Raw genomic sequence first — 17,266 nt, forward strand, 5'->3', positions numbered from 1 at the left:
CCGTGATCCAACGTTATGCGGCCCGGGTAGACGACATCCACCGTGGGAAGTTGCGTTCGGCAGCGGATCGTTGCGTTGAATCGGTCAACGACGAGCGATCGTTGCGCCGACGCCGGACACACTTCGGGGGCGGCGAACCGCCGCCCCCGAAAGAGGTGTTGCCCGGCCGGTGAACCACCGGAGCTGATCAGGCTGCCGACGCCCTGCGTCGGCGATCGGGACAGTGCCCGTCAGAACCAGTCGCCAAACTGTGAGTCGAGCCACTCGCGGAAGCGGCCCACCCAGTCGCCGTCGGTGGTCGGCCAGTCGAACTGGCCGGTCATCGCCACGATGCCGAGCACCACGGCGGCCAGGCCGACCGCGATGCCGATCAGCGCGTCGGTCTTGCCGGCCACGTGCCGCCGACGGGTGGCGATCAGGCCCAGCACCGCCAGCACCGCGCCGGCCGCGCCGACGCCGATGCCGTACCCGGCGAGCGTGCCGGAGAGCACGAACATCGCCCCGACCACGGAGACGATCAGGCCCAGCGTGGCGAGCAGGCTGGCCCGGGGACGCTTGGTCGTGTACGGCTCCGGGCGGTCCACCCGGCCGTCGCGGTCGGTGTCCGTACCGTCGGGCCGGCCGTCCCGGTCGAGGTCGGTGCGGTCCGGACGGCCGTCGCGGTCCAGGTCGGCGGTGCGCTCGGCGACGGGCACCGCGCCGGCGGTCCGGGCGTCGGTCACCGGAGCCGTCCGCGTGTCGGCGTCGACCCGGCGGCCGGTGACCGCACGCGCCGCCGCACCCCGGTCCGCGGCCCGCCGCCGCGCCTCCGCGTCCCGCTCGTCGTCGGCTGTCGCGATCCGGCCGTCGGTGGCCGTCGCCGTCGTCCGGCCGTCGGTGGCCGCCGTCGCGTCGAGGTCGCGGGCGTCCCGGTCGGTCGCCGCGTCCCGGGCGCGCTCGTCGTCGGTAGCGGTGGCGGCGCTGCGGTACGTGGTCCGCTCCTCGTCGCGGTCGGTGACCACGGGCCGGTCGGCCGGCTGCTCGGCGGCCCGGTCGCGCTCGTCGACCACGCCGTCGCCGTTGGTATCGGTACTGGTCGCCGGAGAGTTCCGGCGGGACAGGATCTTCACTATGGCACCTCCTGATCCAGGCGCGGAGGCCGCGCATGACAAGCAGGAAGTACCCAGGTGTGCCGAAATCGACACCCCTGGGTCCGCTCCGCACACTCAGGCGCGCCGCACGGTCACGACACGGTGCGTGACCACTGCTGGTTGGTGCCCGTACCGCAGGCGTACTGCTGGACGTCCGCGCCGTCCCCGGTGCCGGCGTTCACCACGTCCAGGCACTTGCCGCTGTGCCGGGCCCGCAACTGGAACCAGCCGCCGAGCGCGGCCCACTGCCACTGCTGGTTGGCGCCGCTGCCGCAGGTGTACTGGATGATGTTGGCGCCGTCGGCGGTGGACGCGTTGGCGACGTCGAGACACTTGCCGCTCGCCGCGTTGACGAGGCGGAACCAGCCGCCACCGGCGTCCTGGAACTCCCACCGCTGGTTGCCGCCGCCGTTCCAGCCCCACTGCTTGACCTCGGCGTTGTTCGCGGTGGAGCCGTTGATCACGTCGAGCACCCGGCCGCTGTGCCGGGCGGTCACCCGGTGGTACGTGGGCGAGTTGCCGGTGACGGTGCCCGCCGCCGTGTCGACGGTGACGGACGGATACCAGGTCAGGCTCATGCTGGTGGCGGTCGGGAAGGCGATCGGCAGCCACACGTACTGGGAGTCGTTCGCCGGGCCGCCCCAGGCGCCCGCCCACCTGTCACCCAGGTAGAGGTAGCTGGTGCCGGACGTGCCCTGGATCGGCAGCACGAAGGCCGGCTGGGAGTTGAAGGTGGTGCCGTTGCCCACGTCGGTCCAGCCGCTCCACGGTCCCGAGATGCTCGGCGCGGTGGCGTACCGGGCCTGGTTCGGGCTCCAGCCCGTCGCCCCCGAGGTCAGCAGGAAGTACGTCGAGCCCCGCTTGAACATCGCCGGCGCCTCCCGGTGCGCGCCGTCCCAGAAGTTGCCCACCAGGGCGGCCACGTTGAGATAGTCCGAGGTGAGCCGGTAGATGTGCAGGTCGTAGTTGTCGTCGGCCGCCGAGATCATGTACGCGGTGCCGTTGTCGTTGTAGAGCGTGATGTCGCGGGACATGTGCTGGCCGAGCGGCCGGAAGCTGCCGTGGTACGTGTAGTTCCCGTCCACTGTGGCAGACGAGGCGACGGCGGCCCGCGCCTCGTTGTAGTCGGACCCGTTCTCCTTGTGCATCCACATCACGAACCGGCCGGTGCCCGCGTTGTAGACGACCTTCGGCCGCTCGATGTTGGCGACCCGCAGCTCCGCGGCCGACGACTGGGTGAGCACGTGGTTGCGGAACTCCCAGGTGCGCAGGTCCGTCGAGCGGTAGACGGACACCGCCCGGAACGTGTTGTCCGGGTTGCGGTTCTCGCCGAACCAGTAGTAGTAGTCGCCGACCTTGAGCACACCGCCGCCGTGGGCGTGCACCACGGCGCCGCTGGTGTCGGTGAACTGGGTGCCGTTCGGGACGGTCACCGGGGCCGCCAGAGCACCCGCCGCCGGGCCCACCACCGTCGCCGCGACGGCCACGGCGAGCGCCAGCCCTGCCGCCAGGAGGCGGCCGGCACCGCCGTGCCGTGCCGTCCACCGCATGCCGGTCATCGCCCGCAGGCCGGCGTGATCGCGGCGGGCGTCGCGCTGCTCGCCACGAGCAGGCCGAACGTCGTCGACGCGCCGGGTGCCAGCGTCCCGTTCCAGGAGGCGTTGCGGACCGCGGCGTCCTGGCCGGAGCCCTCGGCCACCCCGCCCCAGACCGACTGGATGCGCTCGTCACCGGGCCACCGCCACGAGACGAGCCAGCCCGGGACCGGCTCGGTGCCGCCGTTGCGCACAGTCACCGTGGCGACGAAGCCGCCGCCCCACCTGCTGTCGACAGTGGCGGTCGCGGAGCAGAGCGACAGCGTGCGCGCCGGTCCACCGATCACGTACGGATCCCGCGTGCCCTTGGTGTCGCCGAACCGGAACCAGTACTCGCTACCAGGGGCCAGGCCGCCGATGGTCACCGTGCCGGATCGTTCCGGCCCGGTGACGGCCTCGGCCACCGGATCGCGCCACGCGGTGGCGTCCTCGCGGCTGGTGAAGAGGCTGATGAGCAGCGGCGGGTCGTAACCGCAGGGCGGGCTGAGCACCATCCAGTAGGTGATGGTGAGGCTGGTCGTGGTGGCCCCGGTGGCCTGACCGGTGACCGGCAGCGCCGGCGGGCAGGCGTACGTTGGCGTCGGGGTGGGCGTCGCCGCGGTGGCGGGCGTCATCGCCGTGGTGGTGGGCGACCGGTCGGCACCGGCCGAGGCGGCCAGGCCGGTCAGGGCGAGGGTGGCGGCCAGCGCCGCGCCGAGGGTACGGAGCATCTGTCTCTCCCGAGCTGGGGGCGCCGGGGGCGGTCGGCGCCGGAGTGGTGGTGGACCGCGATGTCGCCGCCGCGGCGGCACGGCGGACTTGCCGGAGACGACTGCCCGGCACCGGGGTGGCGCATCACCCCGCGCTTGTCCCTCCGGCGAGATCGAGCTGCTCGCACTGGCTCCCGAGCGCTGCCGCCGCCAGTCTTTCAGTAGACGACCGTCGATTCAATGCCGTCCCGGCACCCGACGTCGCCGGCGGCGCGGCCTGCTGGCTACGCTTGGCCGTTGTGCCAGAGGGACACAGCATCCACCGCCTCGCCGCCCGGCACGCCGAGCTGTTCGCGGGCGACAAGGTGCACGCCGACAGCCCGCAGGGGCGCTTCGCCGAGGGCGCGGCCCGCCTGAGCGGCACCGTCCTGGACGGCACCGAGGCGTACGGCAAGCATCTGCTGCACCACTACGCGGGCGAGCTGACGCTGCACGTACACCTGGGTCTGTACGGGAAGTTCGCCGACGGGCCGGGGGAGCCGCCGGCCCCGGTCGGGCAGGTGCGGTTGCGTCTGCACAGCGACCGGCACTGGCTGGAGCTGCGCGGGCCGACCGCATGCGAGCTGCTGACCCCGCCCGAGGCGGCGGCGCTGCGCGACCGGCTCGGGCCCGACCCGCTGCGCGCCGACGCCGACCCGGACCGGGCGTACGCGCGGATCCGCCGCAGCCCCACCCCGCTGGCCGCGCTGCTGCTCGACCAGTCGGTGGTGGCCGGCACCGGTCTGATCTTCGTGACCGAGGCGCTGTTCCGGGCCGGGCTGCCGCCGCTGCTGCCCGGCCGGGAGCTGACGCCGGCCGGCTGGGCCGAACTCTGGGCGGACCTCGTGATGCTGATGGCCCGCGCGGTCGAGCGGGGGCGGATCGACACGGTGCGCGACGCCGACCTGCCGGAGGTGACCGGCCGTGCGCCGCGCGTGGACAGGCACGGCGGTGAGGTGTACGTCTACCGCCGCCCCGGCGCGCCCTGCCACGTCTGCGGCACCCCGGTCAGCCGGGGCGCGCTCGCCGGACGCAACCTCTACTGGTGCCCCACCTGCCAGGCGGGCTGACCTCTCGGCGTACCTGCCGCTGCGCCCGCTCCGGGTGCGGCGGCGCTGTCACATCTCGTCGAGCAGCCAGCGGGCCGCCTCGACGTTGCCGGGGAAGACCTGGTCGCCGCCGATGCTCCAGGCCACCGTCTGGCCGATCGCCCAGCCGCGTACCCGCTCCCGGTCCAGACCCAGCTCGGCGCTGAGCCGGTCGAGCCGGTGCCGGACCGCCGTGGGGGAGTGGCCCAGCTCCGCGCCGCGCACCAGCGGCACCACGGCGAACTCCCGCTCACCGACCAGCGGCTTCGGGTCGATCACCAGCCACGGTTCGCGCCCGGCGGCCAGGATGTTTCCCGCGTGCAGGTCCTGGTTGACCAACACCTGCTCACCCTGGCTCGGCGCCAGGTCGGCGAGCAGCCCGAGCGCGGTGTCGAGCAGCCGTCGCTCGTACGGGCGGCCGGTCCGCCGCCAGTTGCCGGGCATCCGCTCCGCCCAGCCGGCCGCCTCCTCGGCCAGCGGCGTGAACGGCGCACCGGCCGGCACCGCGAGCCCTGGCAGCAACCCGACCGCGACGTCGAGCGCCGCGTCGGCCGCCAGGGAGTGCAGCGGCGTGCCGGGGTCGCACCGCTCGACGAGCAGCGCGCGCCGGCCGGGATCGTGGCCGAGCAGCCGGATCGCGCCGCGCCCGTCCCAGTGCGCCAGCGCGGTGGCCTCGTGCACGCTGTCGTCGTCCGGGTACTGGAGCTTCAACACGGCCCGGGTGCCGTCGGGAAGCATCGCGGGCAGCGCCAGCGAGGCGAACGCGTACGCGAACGGCGGGCCGACCGTCAGCTCCCACCGCGCGACGCAGTGGGCCAGCCGGCCGGGCAGCTCCGCGAGCCATGCCCGGCCGGCCTCCGTCCGCTCGACCCAGCGCAGCCCTTCGGGAATGTCGCACCGCATCCGGACATCCTGAACGGTGGGGCGACGATCCGCTGCCCCCGGGCCGGTCTCGCGCTCGCCGGTTGCGGGCCCCGCGCCTCGCCGGTACGCGTCAGCGCAGCCGGCGGATGTCCCCGTACGCCCGGTAGAAGCCGCCCCGGCCGGACTCGCGGACCTCGGTCACCAGGTAGCGCGCGCCCGGCTCGCGGATGCCCTTGGGGAACTGCACCGACCAGTCCCGCCGGTAGCCGTCGGCGAGCACGTGCACGCGCAGCCGGCCGCCCTGCTCGACGCACTGCACCAGCACGCCGTCGCGCGCGTCGGTGGTCACCTCGACCGAGGTCCAGGCGGCCGTCTCGGGCATCCGGGCCGGCGCCTTGACGTCGACCACGTCGGGCACGCTGCCCGCCTCGGCCGCCCGGATCGCCGTCTCGCTCGCGTCGATGCAGGCCAGGTAGCCGCTCGTGGTGACCACGTAGAGCCGGTTGTCGTGGTACTGCATCGAGTACGCCGAGCCGCAGCCGGTGCCGAGCTTCCACAGCCGGTTGCCGGCCTGGTCGAAGCAGTAGATCGAGGAGGCGCTGTCGCCCGCGAACACGTACCGGCCGCCCTCTGCGGTGGCGCAGGAGAAGACCGCCGAGTCGCAGCGGTAGACCTGCTCGGCCCGGCCGTCCTTGCGCAGGCGCACCACCTCGCGGGTGCCGGTGCCGGCGAACACGGCGTCCCGCTCCTGCCAGCCGAACAGCACCGCCCCGGTGCCGGTGTGCCACAGCTCGCGCCCGGTACGCCAGTCGTAGCCGGTGACCCCCTGCGAGTGGCCGTGGTAGAGCGCGTCGGCGTCGCAGCGCACCATCCACGCCGACCGGCCCCGCCCCGGCCGGCGCCAGAGGAACTCGTCCTCGTGGTCGATCGCCGAGATGCCGCCGTCCCGGTCGGACACGCCCAGCACGCCGTCGTGGATGTCCAGCCAGTAGATGTCGATCTCCGGTGCGATCGCGTACGCCGCGCGGGGCACCTTGCCGGACAGGTCGTAGACGTTGCCGTCGTCGCAGCCCGCGTAGACCCAGGCGTCGTCGGCGACGATGCACTTCACCCCGTCGGGGAGCCGCACCTGGTTGACCAGCCGGGCGTCGTGGTCGAGCGTGGTGATCACGCCGTGCTCGTTGCCGACCATGCAGTGCCTGTCGTCGACGAAGATGCCGAAGGCCGGCGCGCCCGAGGCGTACCGCCAGAGGACCGGGGCGGTGCGGGCGGTCGAGCGGGTGCTGACGATCTGCCGGCGCGACACAGTGCGCTTCTGGCGTACGCCCGGCACCGCCGGGGCGTACCCCTTGCGGACCTTCTCGCCGATCTTCTTCGCGGCGGCGGCGCGGGCGCGGGCGTTGTCCGGGTAGGTGCTGGTCTTCACCTGGCCCTGGTCGCCGATCCGCCCGTAGCGCACTGTCATCGCGGTGTCGTCGACCACCACCTCGTAGAACTTGTGCGCTCCACCGTCCACTTCGGACAGTTCGAGGTAGGTCGTCTCCTGCGACATGGGGGTTACCTCCGAGGGGAAGTGCCGGACCGGCAACGCGACAGCGCGCACACGCTAACGCCGGCCACCGACACTTCTCATCTGCCGTCGGCGGCGAGGGCGTCGACGGCCTTGCGGGCGGCGATCAGCACCGGGTCCCACACCGGCGCGTACGGCGGCGCGTACCCCAGGTCGAGCGCCGTCATCTCGTCCATCGTCATGCCGTTCCACAGCGCGACCGCGAGCGCGTCGATCCGCTTGGCCGCCTCGGACCAGCCGACGATCTGCGCCCCGAGCAGCCGCCCGCTGGGCCGCTCGGCGATCAGCTTGACGGTCATCTCCCGCGCGCCCGGGTAGTAGCCGGCCCGGTTCGTCGACTGGGCCAGCACCGTCACGAACTCGAATCCGGCCTCCCGCGCGTCCCGCTCGCGCAGCCCGGTACGGCCCACCTCCAGCTCGCAGACCTTGGTGACGGCGGTGCCGATGACGCCGGGGAAGGTGGCGTACCCGCCGCCGATGTTGATGCCCGCGACCCGGCCCTGCTTGTTGGCGTGCGTGCCGAGCGGGATGTGCACCGGCATGCCGCTGACCCGGTGCAGCGACTCCACGCAGTCGCCCGCCGCCCAGACACCGGGTACGCCGGGCACCCGCATCCGGCGGTCGGTCCGCACCGCGCCGGAGGGACCGATCGGCAGGCCGGCGGCCTCCGCAAGCGCGGTGTTGGGGCGTACGCCGAGACCCAGCACCACGACGTCGGCCGGGATCGGCCCCTCGTCGGTGACCACGGCGGAGATCCGGCCGTCCCGCTCCTGGAGACCGGTGACCGTGAGGCCGGTGCGGACGCCGATGCCGGTGCCGCGCATCGCGTCGGCCACGAGCTCGCCCATGTCCGGGTCCACTGTCGACATCGGCTGGTCGGCCTGCTCCACGAGCTGGACGGAGAGCCCGCGCTGCACGAGCGCCTCGGCCATCTCGACGCCGACGTAACCGCCGCCGACGACGACCGCGCGCCGGGGCCGGGGCTCGCGTTCGAGCCAGGCGATCAGCGCCGCGCCGTCGTCCAGCGTCTGCACGCCGAACACGCCCGACACGTCGTCGCGTGCCCAGTCCGGCTGCACCGGGGACGCGCCGGTGGCGTACACCAGGGTGTCGAAACCGGCGCGGACCTCGCCGCCGCCGTCGAGGTCCCGCGCGAGGACCTCGCGGCGGTCCAGGTCGATGGCGGTGACCTCGTGCCGGGTACGGACCTCGATGCCGAACTCGTCGCGGAAGGTCTGCGGATCACGGGAGATCAACTCGTCCCGTTCCTCCACCAGGCCGCTCACCCAGTAGGGGATGCCGCAGGCCGAGTAGGAGGTGAAGTGCCCTCGCTCGAACGCGACGATCTCCAGGTCGGAGCGGTCGCGGCGGCGGCGCCGCGCCTGCGACGCCGCCGACATGCCGGCGGCGTCGCCACCGATGACGATCATGCGCTCGGCCACGTCGCCCATCCTGTCACGCCGGGCCGCGGCCGCACGACCGCTCAGCCACGGGTCTGCCGTGCCACGTCCGCGACCACGTCGACGAGCCGTCCGGTACGCGCGAACACCGCCCGCTGCCGCGCCGCGCCGCTGCCGTGCCGCCGCAGCGCGCCCAGCAGGTCGGTCACCCGGTCCAGGTCGTCGTGCCGTTCCAGTTCCGGGCGCAGCCGGTCGACGAGCCGGTCCAGCAGTTCCCAGGCCGGGCGCAGCTCACCGTCGGTGAGGTCGACGCCCTCGCCCTCCAGCCCGTCGTGGGCGGCCCGCCAGTGCGCCGCCACCAGCAGGTGGTGGTCGGTGTTGACGGCCGGACGGCCGGCGGCGATGTCGGTGAGCGCGGTGGCGACGAGCGCGCGGACCAGCGCCGCCACCAGCACCGCGTCGTCCACGGACGGGCAGACGTCGCCGATGCGGATCTCCACCGTGGGGTACTTGGCGGACAGGCGGGCGTACCAGTAGAGCATCCCCTCGTCCAGCATCACGCCGCTGGCGATGAGCTGCCGGATCAGCCGCTCGTAGTGCTCGTGCGACTCCAGGAACGGGGTGGGTGCGACCGACGGCCAGCGTTCCCACTCCACCGAGCGCCAGCTCGCGTACCCGGTGTCCTCGCCCCGGGAGAACGGGGAGTTCGCGGTGACCGCTTGCAGGATCGGCAGCCAGGGCCGGACGTGGTTGAGCACCTGCACACCGGTGTCCGGATCGGGGATGCCGACGTGGATGTGCATGCCGTTGTTGCCGGGACCGGGCACCAGCAGCCGGAACCGCTCGATCATCCGGTCGAAGCGCGGCTTGTCCACCACCGGCGGCACCGGCCCGTCGACCGGCCCGGTGCCGATCGCGAGCAGCCGTACGCCGGCCCGCTCGGCAGCGTCGGCCAGTTCGGCGCGCAGCATCGACAGCGAGTGCCGGATCGAGGACAGGTCCAGCCCGGGCGGGCTGCCGATCTCGATCTGGCTGGTCTGGAACTCGCGTTCCACCTGACCGCGCAGCTCGGCCGGCACCTGCTCCATGACCAGGTCGACGGCGGGTACGGCGGTCCCGGTGTGCGGGTCGGCGAGCAGGAACTCCTCCTCGACGCCGACTGTCAGCAGGTCGGTTCCGCCCGATGCGGCGCTCCGCTCCCGCTCCGCCACTGAGCCACTCATCGTCACCACCGTCTCCTCCGGACCGCTCGCGGCACCGTGCCGCGTGGTCGAGGATCTGTTACCCACCGTGTCCGTTTCGGGAAACGTGCCGGTGGGCGTGTCGGCCGGTTCGCCCGTTCGGGGTACGCCGGCCGGGTCGGCCGGGCGCCGGACCGGTGTGCGCGCACGGACCCGCGGGGCGTGACACGGCGGGCTAGGGTGGCCGTGTGGCGGGGATGCTGGCGGTGCTGACGGGGGCGTGGGCGTACGCCCTCGCCCTGTTCGCCGACCGGCCGGCCGGGCTGCTCGCCGGTGCGGCGGTCGTCGCCGCGCTGCTGCTCGCCACCCTGCTCGCGCTGCGGGTCCGCGCCCTGCCCACGCCGCCCGGCACCCGGTTCGCCGCCGCTCTGCGTGCCCGCGCCCGCCGTCGCGGGGTGCCCCGGCAGGTCGACCCGGACGCGCCGGGCCGTCCGCGGCCCCGCGCACCCGGCCTGCACCCCTCGGCCGCGTAGCCACCTCCCGGCCCGCGTCGGCGGGCCTCCCTCCCCGGCTTCCGCGGCCGATTCCGTCGTCATCCGTCCCGAGGTGCGGCACGTCGCCACCCGGGACACCCGGAATCGCCATCGAGGGGTCCACCCATGCTCGCCTTCGCACCGTTGCACTCCGCGGCCTCGGCCGCGGCCACAGTCGTCACCTGGCTCGCCGACGTGCTCGCCCCGCTCACCGGCGGCGCCGCGACGGCCGCCGCCATCGTCCTGTTCACGGTCGGCGTCCGGCTGCTGATCTCACCACTGACGGTGGCCCAGATCCGCGGGGAGCGGCGCCGCACCGCGCTCGCCCCCGAGGTACGGGAACTCCAGCGCCGGTACGCCGACGACCCGGCCCGCCTCCAGAGCGAGCTGTTCGCGCTCTACCGCAACGCCGGGGCCAGCCCGGTCGCGGGCTGTCTGCCGGCGCTGTTGCAGGCGCCGTTCTTCCTGGTCATGTACCGCCTGTTCGCCACCGGTGACGGCGCGCCGCAGCTGCTGGGGGAGCGGCTCGCCGGCGTACCGCTGGGGTGGCACCTCGGCGACGGCCTGGCCGGCCCGGTGCCGCTGGTGTTCGGCGTGCTGCTGGCCGCGCTGCTCGCGCTGGCCTGGTGGTCGTCGCGGCGGATGCGCCGGGCGGCGGCCGCCACCGGCACGGTGGCCGGGACGCCGACCGAGGGTCCGGGCGCGGCGGTGCTCGGGCGGGTGCTGCCGCTGCTGCCGTACGGCACGGTGCTGGTGGCGCTCGTGGTGCCGCTGGCGGCGGTGCTCTATCTGGTCACCACCACCGCGTGGACGGCGCTGGAGCAGGTGGTGCTGCGTCGGCCGCAGCCGGCGGAGGCCATCGACAAGCGTTGACAAGTGCGGGGGCGGGCGCGTAGAAATCGCTCTCAGAGAGCGCTCTCCCGGACCCGTCCCCGCAGAGAGGCACCCCGAATGAACCCGATCCCGGCGGCTGCGGCCGCCTCCGCCACCGTGCCCCGATCACGCCGCCGGCTCGCCCCGGCCGCCGGCGTCCTCGCGCTCACCACAGCCCTCGCGGGCGTCTCGATGACCGCCCAGGCCGCGGTGCCCCCGACGCCGTCCGGGTGGAACCTGGTGTGGAGCGACGACTTCATCGGCTCCGCCGGCACGCTGCCCTCGTCCGCCAACTGGATCATCGACACCGGCACCAGCTATCCGGGTGGCCCGGCCAACTGGGGCACCGGCGAGATCCAGACCTACACGTCCAGCACCGCCAACCTGGCCCACGACGGCTCGGGCAACCTGCGCATCACGCCGCTGCGGGACTCCGCAGGCCGCTGGACCTCGGCCCGGATCGAGACGGTACGGGCGAACTTCAAGCCGCCGTCGGGCGGCGTGCTGGCCCTGGAGGGCCGGATCCAGATGCCGAATGTGACAGGCGCGGCGGCGTCCGGGTACTGGCCGGCGTTCTGGGCGCTCGGCTCGCCGTACCGGGGCAACTACCAGAACTGGCCGGGTATCGGCGAGTTCGACGTGATGGAGAACGTCAACGGGATCAACTCGGTCTGGGGCGTCCTGCACTGCGGCGTCGCGCCGGGCGGTCCGTGCGGGGAGTTCAACGGCATCGGCGCCTCCCGGGCCTGCCCGGGCAGCACCTGCCAGTCGGCGTTCCACACCTACCGGTTCGAGTGGGACGCCTCGGTCAGCCCGCAGCAACTGCGCTGGTACGTCGACGGCCAGCTCTTCCACACCGTCGGGCAGAACCAGATCGGTGAGCCGTACTGGAGTCAGATGACCAACCACGCCGGCTACTTCCTGCTGCTCAACGTGGCGATGGGCGGCGGCTTCCCGGACGGCGTGGCCGGCTCGGCGACGCCCACCGCCTCGACCGTGTCCGGCCGGTCGATGCTCGTCGACTACGTGGCCGTCTACACCCGCGGCGGCGGGAGCAACCCGTCGCCGACGCCGACCACGCCGCCGCCGGGCGGGGTACGCGACCCGTACGCGACGATCCAGGCCGAGTCGTTCAACGCGCAGAACGGCGTGCAGGTGGAGACGTGTTCCGAGGGCGGCCAGGACATCGGCTGGCTCGCCAACGGCGACTGGGCCCGCTACGACAACGTCGACTTCGGCTCCACGCCGCCGCGCGACTTCGTGGCCCGGGTCGCCTCGGGCGCGGCGTCCGGGGTGAGCGGGCTGGTGGAGGTCCGGGTGGACAGCCCGACCGCGCCCCCGATCGGCAGTTTCGCGGTGGGCAACACCGGCGGCTGGCAGACCTGGCGCTCGGTGCCGGGCAACGTCGGCGCGGTGACCGGTCGGCACACCGTCTACCTGACGTTCAGCAGCGGCCAGCCGTCCGACTTCGTCAACGTCAACTGGTTCACCTTCCGCCGCTGAGCGCGGCCGGGCGTGGCCCGGACCCACCGGTCCGGGCCGCGTCGAACCGGTGCTGGACAGAAACAGTTAACACTCCTAATAATAGGCGCACGTCGACGGTTGTGAATTCCTCTCCACCCCCGCCCGTCCCCTGGAGGACGCCGTGAGACTCCGCCCCCGCCTGGCGACGCTCGCCGCCGCGCTGACCACAGCAGTGGTCGCCGGTGCCCTGCTCGCCGCCCCGCCCGCCTCCGCCGCCACCGCGGCCTTCGTCCGCACCTCCAGCTGGAGCAGCGGGTACGAGGCCCGGTTCACCGTCACAAACGACAGCTCCGCCGCGATCTCCTCGTGGAACGTCCAGTTCGACCTGCCGTCCGGCAGCACGCTCGGCTCGTTCTGGGACGCCCGCCTGACCACCTCCGGCCAGCACGTCACCGCCGTCAACCAGTCCTGGAACGGCGCGCTCGCCCCGGGCGCCAGCACCAGCTTCGGCTTCGTCGTCAGCGGCACCGGCGACCCGGTGAACTGCACAGTGAACGGCGCCTCCTGCACCGGCGGCAACCCCGGCAACCCGGGCGCGCCCGCCACCCCCGGCGGCCTGCGGGTCACCGGCACCACCGCGTCCTCCGTCGCACTCGCCTGGAACGCCGTCTCCGGGACCGTCACCGGCTACCGCGTGTACGAGGGCAGCACCGTCAGGGCCACCGTCACCGGCACCTCGGCCACCGTCTCCGGGCTGGCCGCGTGCAGCGGGCACAGCTACACCGTGACCGCGTACAACGGCAGCGGCGAGTCGGCGAAGTCGGCGGCGGTCGCGGCCACCACGAGCGGCTGCACCGGTGGAGGCGGCGGTGTCATGGCCGCCGCGCCCTACCTCTACCCGGGCTGGGGCGACCCGCCCGCGCCCGCCACCGTGATGGGCGCGACCGGGATCAAGTGGTTCACCATCGCGTTCGTGCTCTCCGGCGGCGGCTGCACCCCGGCCTGGGACGGCACCGGGCCGCTGACGGGCGGCACGCACGCCGCCACCATCGCCGCGATCAAGGCGGCCGGCGGCGACGTCATCCCGTCCTTCGGCGGGTGGAGCGGCAACAAGCTCGGCCCGAACTGCTCGACCGCCGCTGCCCTGGCCGGCGCGTACCAGCAGGTCATCAATGCGTACGGGCTGAAGGCGATCGACATCGACATCGAGAACAGCGACGAGTTCGAGAACGAGGTGGTGCAGGACCGCATCCTGGACGCCCTGAAGATCGTCAAGCAGAACAACCCGGGGATCAAGACCATCATCACGTTCGGCACCTCGACCACCGGGCCGTCGTACTACGGCACCCGGCTGATCAACCAGGCCGCCGCGAAGGGCACCGGGATCGACGTGTTCACGATCATGCCGTTCGACTTCGGCGGCGGCGCGAACATGTACCAGAACACCGTGAACGCGGCCGAGGGCCTGAAGACCGCGCTGCGCAACGCGTTCGGCTGGTCCGACGCCACCGCGTACGCCCACATGGGCCTGTCCGGCATGAACGGCCTCTCCGACCAGCAGGAACTGACCTCGCCGGCCACGTGGACGCAGATCCGCGACTGGGCCAAGGCCCGCGGCCTGGCCCGGTTCACGTTCTGGTCGGTCAACCGGGACCGGCCCTGCCCCGGCGGCGGCGTGGTCGCAAACTGCTCCGGCATCGCGCAGAACACCTGGGAGTTCACCGGCATCACCGCGGGCTTCTGAGCCCGCGCGGCGGTCAGCGCCCGGTGGTCACCGACTGCCGGGCGCGCCGCCGGCGCACCTTCTTCACCGCCCAGCTCACGATCATGAAGCCGAAGACGGCGAAGATCGCGTAGTTGAACCACTGGCTGTACCTGTCGACGTCCTCCCACCGCGACCCGAGGGCGAACCCCGCGCCGACGATCAGGGCGTTCCACACGCCGCTGCCGAGCGTGGTGAGCAGGATGAACTCGCCCAGCGGCATCCGGTTGGCGCCGGCCGGGATCGAGACCAGGCTGCGCACCACAGGCACCACCCGGCCGATCAGCACCGCCCACCGGCCGTGCCGCTCGAACCAGCGGTCGGCCTTCTCCAGATCCTCCAGGTCGACCAGCGGGATGTGGTCCAGCCAGCGCTTGAGCCGGTCCTCTCCGAGCGCCGCGCCCAGCCAGTAGAGCACCAGCGCGCCGATCAGCGAGCCGACTGTCGCGGCGACCACGATCACCACCACGTTGAACCGCCCCTCGGCGGACAGGTAGCCGGCCATCGCCAGCACGATCTCGCTCGGGATCGGCGGGATGATGCTCTCCAGCGCCACCAGCAGCGCCACACCGACCGCGCCGAGCGAGTCGATCACGCTCGCCACCCAGCCGGTCAGCCCGGTGAACTGGTTCGGGTCGACGTCCTGGGCCAGGGCCATGTCGGTCCTTCCACGCGAGAGCCGGAGATCCGAAGGTTTTACCCGGACCGGCCGGTGTCACACCTGTGACTCAGCCCTCGGGGTGCAGCGCGGCGTCCGCCGGACCCCGCCGCCAGCCGGTGAAGCGGACCAGCAGCCCGCCCCGGCTGGGCGAGCAGCAGTACGGGCCGGCCGACGCCTCCGCCGCCGGGTCGAGCGGCGCGACGCGCACCAGCCGCCACGGCTCGTCCGCGCACCGGGCCCGTACGGTGAGCGCGTCCCCGGCCCGGCTCACCCGGACCGTCACCTCCCGGCCCGACCACTGCGGCACCGGCGCCACCGACCAGTCGGAGAACTCGTCCGTGACCACGGCGCCCACCTGCGGCGCGCCGTCGCTCACCTCCACCCCGGCCTTGGTCCACCGCCGGTCGTCCACCCGCACCAGCACGCCGGCCTGGTCGAACTGGGCCGTGTAGTCGAGGACGAACGACACCTCCACGGCGCTGTCCACGCCGAACGGCGCGAGCAGCGCCGAGCCGTCGTCGTGCACGAAGCCGTAGCTGGTGCGCCGCCAGAAGTCGCTGCCGCCGTGCGGCTCGACCAGCAGGCCGCCGCCGTCTACCGGCTCGGCCCGCTCCGGCGGGTTCAGCCAGGTGCCGGCGGACCAGTCGTACGCCTCCTCGCTCATCGGAGCACCGTACCGGGTTTGCCGTCGCGCGCGTTCGGAGAAGTAGTCCTCGCATGGGTGACAGGTGGTATCAGGAGGCGGTCGTCTACTGCCTCGACGTCGACACGTACGCGGACTCCGACGGCGACGGGGTGGGTGACTTCCAGGGGCTGATCGGCCGGCTGGACTACCTGGCCCGGCTCGGCGTGACCTGCCTGTGGCTCAACCCGATCCATCCCTCGCCGAACAAGGACGACGGGTACGACGCCACCGACTTCTACAACGTCGACCCGCGGCTGGGCACGCTCGGCGACTTCGCCGAACTGCTGCACCAGGCGAGTAACAGGGGCATCCGGGTGATCATCGACCTGGTGGTCAACCACACCTCGGACCAGCACCCGTGGTTCCAGTCCGCCCGCTCGTCGCCGGACTCGCCGTACCGGGACTGGTACGTCTGGGCCGACCACGAGCCGGCCGACCGCCACCAGGGCATGGTGTTCCCGGGCGAGCAGCACGAGACGTGGACCTACGACCGGACCGCCAAGGCGTGGTACTACCACCGCTTCTACAAGTTCCAGCCGGACCTGAACATCGAGAACCCGAAGGTCCGCGCGGAGATCAAGAAGATCACCTCGTTCTGGCTCCAGCTCGGCGTCTCCGGCTTCCGGATGGACGCCGTGCCGTTCATCATCGAGCGCACCGAGCCGGGCAACCCGAACTCGCCGAAGGACTTCGACTTCCTCACCGATCTGCGTCAGCACGTGCAGTGGCGGCGCGGCGACGCGGTCCTGCTGGCCGAGGCGAACGTCGAGCCGGACGAGCTGCCGGTCTACTTCGGTGACGGCAGCGGCTCGGGCAACCGGATCCACATGCTGTTCGACTTCATGCTCAACGGCCGGCTGATGCTGGCGTTCGCCCGGGAGGACCCGGAGGCGATCATCGACGCGCTGCGGGACACCCCGAAGCTGCCCACCGGCGGCCAGTGGGCCACGTTCCTGCGCAACCACGACGAGATCGACCTGTCCCGGCTCACCGCGGACCAGCGCAACGACGTGCTGGCGAAGTTCGGTCCGGACGAGAACATGCAGCTCTACGGCCGGGGCATCCGCCGTCGGCTCGCGCCGATGCTGGGCAACGACCGCCGGCACATGGAGCTGGCGTATTCGCTGCAGTTCTCGCTGCGCGGCACGCCGGTGCTGCGCTACGGCGAGGAGATCGGCATGGGGGAGGACCTGACGCTGGACGGGCGCGACGCGATCCGCACCCCGATGCAGTGGTCCTACGCGGACAACGCCGGCTTCTCCACCGCGGAGCCGGAGAAGCTGGTCCGCCCGGTGATCGACAAGGGTGAGTACGGCTACCAGAACGTCAACGTGACCGCCCAGCGCAAGGACCCGCGGTCGCTGCTCGGCTGGTTCGAGCGGATGATCCGGACGCTGCGGGAGGCGCCGGAGACCGGCTCGGGCAGCACCACCCACATCGACGTGCCGATGCCCCCGGGCGTGCTCGCGCACCGTGCCGACGGGCGTACCGGGACCATGGTCTTCCTGCACAACCTGGGGACCGAGGACGTGGAGGTGGACCTGAGCGCGCTGGCGCCGGAGGCGGACCTGCCGATCGACGTGCTCAGCGACCGCAACTACGAGGACGTGGGCAAGCTCGACCGGCTCAAGCTCGCCGGGTACGGCTACCGGTGGATCCGGCTCTGCCGGGGACACGAGCGGTAGGGGGCGGCGTACCGGCGGGTTAAGCTCCTTCGATCGAGCCACAAGTT

Annotated in this window: 15 protein-coding genes; 6 read left to right on the forward strand and 9 right to left on the reverse strand. The window is 72.9% G+C overall.

Annotated elements, in window-relative coordinates:
* Positions 1-230: 230 nt before the first annotated feature.
* The 3 genes from IRY44_RS12340 to IRY44_RS12350 form a co-directional block, all read right to left on the reverse strand.
* On the reverse strand, positions 231-1,109 hold the full coding sequence (locus IRY44_RS12340; protein ID WP_194800537.1) for a thrombospondin: 879 nt from the start codon (positions 1,107-1,109) through the stop codon (positions 231-233).
* Between the two features lie 113 nt (positions 1,110-1,222).
* Complete coding sequence (locus tag IRY44_RS12345; RefSeq protein ID WP_194800724.1) at positions 1,223-2,680, reverse strand: RICIN domain-containing protein; 1,458 nt, start codon at positions 2,678-2,680, stop codon at positions 1,223-1,225.
* Between the two features lie 5 nt (positions 2,681-2,685).
* The gene (locus tag IRY44_RS12350; RefSeq protein ID WP_194800538.1) at positions 2,686-3,435 is read right to left on the reverse strand and encodes a cellulose binding domain-containing protein; all 750 of its coding nucleotides are present in this window, start codon (positions 3,433-3,435) and stop codon (positions 2,686-2,688) included.
* A 278-nt stretch (positions 3,436-3,713) separates the two neighbouring features.
* Between IRY44_RS12350 and IRY44_RS12355 the strand changes: the two genes are divergently transcribed.
* Positions 3,714-4,523 carry an Fpg/Nei family DNA glycosylase gene (locus IRY44_RS12355; protein ID WP_194800539.1) on the forward strand — a complete coding sequence of 270 codons (810 nt, stop codon included), beginning with the start codon at positions 3,714-3,716 and terminating at the stop codon, positions 4,521-4,523.
* 48 nt (positions 4,524-4,571) lie between these two features.
* Here the strand turns inward: IRY44_RS12355 and IRY44_RS12360 are convergent, their stop codons facing one another.
* The 4 genes from IRY44_RS12360 to IRY44_RS12375 all read right to left on the reverse strand — a co-directional run bounded on the left by IRY44_RS12360 (position 4,572) and on the right by IRY44_RS12375 (position 9,607).
* On the reverse strand, positions 4,572-5,444 hold the full coding sequence (locus tag IRY44_RS12360; protein ID WP_194800540.1) for an aminoglycoside phosphotransferase family protein: 873 nt from the start codon (positions 5,442-5,444) through the stop codon (positions 4,572-4,574).
* Between the two features lie 91 nt (positions 5,445-5,535).
* Positions 5,536-6,957 (reverse strand): WGR domain-containing protein, encoded by a 1,422-nt coding sequence (locus IRY44_RS12365; protein WP_194800541.1) that lies wholly within the window; start codon positions 6,955-6,957, stop codon positions 5,536-5,538.
* Between the two features lie 77 nt (positions 6,958-7,034).
* A complete protein-coding gene (locus tag IRY44_RS12370) occupies positions 7,035-8,417 on the reverse strand; it encodes an FAD-dependent oxidoreductase (RefSeq protein WP_194800542.1) in 1,383 nt (460 codons plus the stop codon).
* 41 nt (positions 8,418-8,458) lie between these two features.
* Entirely contained in the window at positions 8,459-9,607 is a 1,149-nt protein-coding gene (locus IRY44_RS12375; protein ID WP_194800543.1) for a glutamate--cysteine ligase, read from the reverse strand.
* Positions 9,608-9,813: 206 nt separating this feature from the next.
* Between IRY44_RS12375 and IRY44_RS12380 the strand changes: the two genes are divergently transcribed.
* The 4 genes from IRY44_RS12380 (at position 9,814) to IRY44_RS12395 (ending at position 14,170) form a co-directional block, all read left to right on the forward strand.
* Positions 9,814-10,089 (forward strand): DUF6412 domain-containing protein, encoded by a 276-nt coding sequence (locus IRY44_RS12380; RefSeq protein ID WP_091422448.1) that lies wholly within the window; start codon positions 9,814-9,816, stop codon positions 10,087-10,089.
* Between the two features lie 126 nt (positions 10,090-10,215).
* On the forward strand, positions 10,216-10,962 hold the full coding sequence (locus tag IRY44_RS12385) for a YidC/Oxa1 family membrane protein insertase (protein ID WP_194800544.1): 747 nt from the start codon (positions 10,216-10,218) through the stop codon (positions 10,960-10,962).
* Between the two features lie 78 nt (positions 10,963-11,040).
* Positions 11,041-12,465, forward strand: coding sequence for a carbohydrate-binding protein (locus IRY44_RS12390; RefSeq protein WP_194800545.1), 1,425 nt, complete (start codon positions 11,041-11,043; stop codon positions 12,463-12,465).
* 142 nt (positions 12,466-12,607) lie between these two features.
* Positions 12,608-14,170 (forward strand): cellulose binding domain-containing protein, encoded by a 1,563-nt coding sequence (locus IRY44_RS12395; protein ID WP_194800546.1) that lies wholly within the window; start codon positions 12,608-12,610, stop codon positions 14,168-14,170.
* Between the two features lie 13 nt (positions 14,171-14,183).
* Here the strand turns inward: IRY44_RS12395 and IRY44_RS12400 are convergent, their stop codons facing one another.
* The gene (locus IRY44_RS12400; RefSeq protein ID WP_194800547.1) at positions 14,184-14,846 is read right to left on the reverse strand and encodes a DedA family protein; all 663 of its coding nucleotides are present in this window, start codon (positions 14,844-14,846) and stop codon (positions 14,184-14,186) included.
* A gap of 70 nt (positions 14,847-14,916) precedes the next feature.
* Entirely contained in the window at positions 14,917-15,513 is a 597-nt protein-coding gene (locus IRY44_RS12405; RefSeq protein WP_194800548.1) for a DUF1349 domain-containing protein, read from the reverse strand.
* Between the two features lie 53 nt (positions 15,514-15,566).
* On the opposite strand from IRY44_RS12405, the gene IRY44_RS12410 reads away from it, so the two are divergent.
* Positions 15,567-17,219 carry an alpha-amylase family protein gene (locus IRY44_RS12410; RefSeq protein WP_194800549.1) on the forward strand — a complete coding sequence of 551 codons (1,653 nt, stop codon included), beginning with the start codon at positions 15,567-15,569 and terminating at the stop codon, positions 17,217-17,219.
* Positions 17,220-17,266 lie beyond the last annotated feature (47 nt).

The organism is Micromonospora sp. ANENR4 (assembly GCF_015354395.1).
GTDB classification, from domain to species: domain Bacteria; phylum Actinomycetota; class Actinomycetes; order Mycobacteriales; family Micromonosporaceae; genus Micromonospora; species Micromonospora aurantiaca.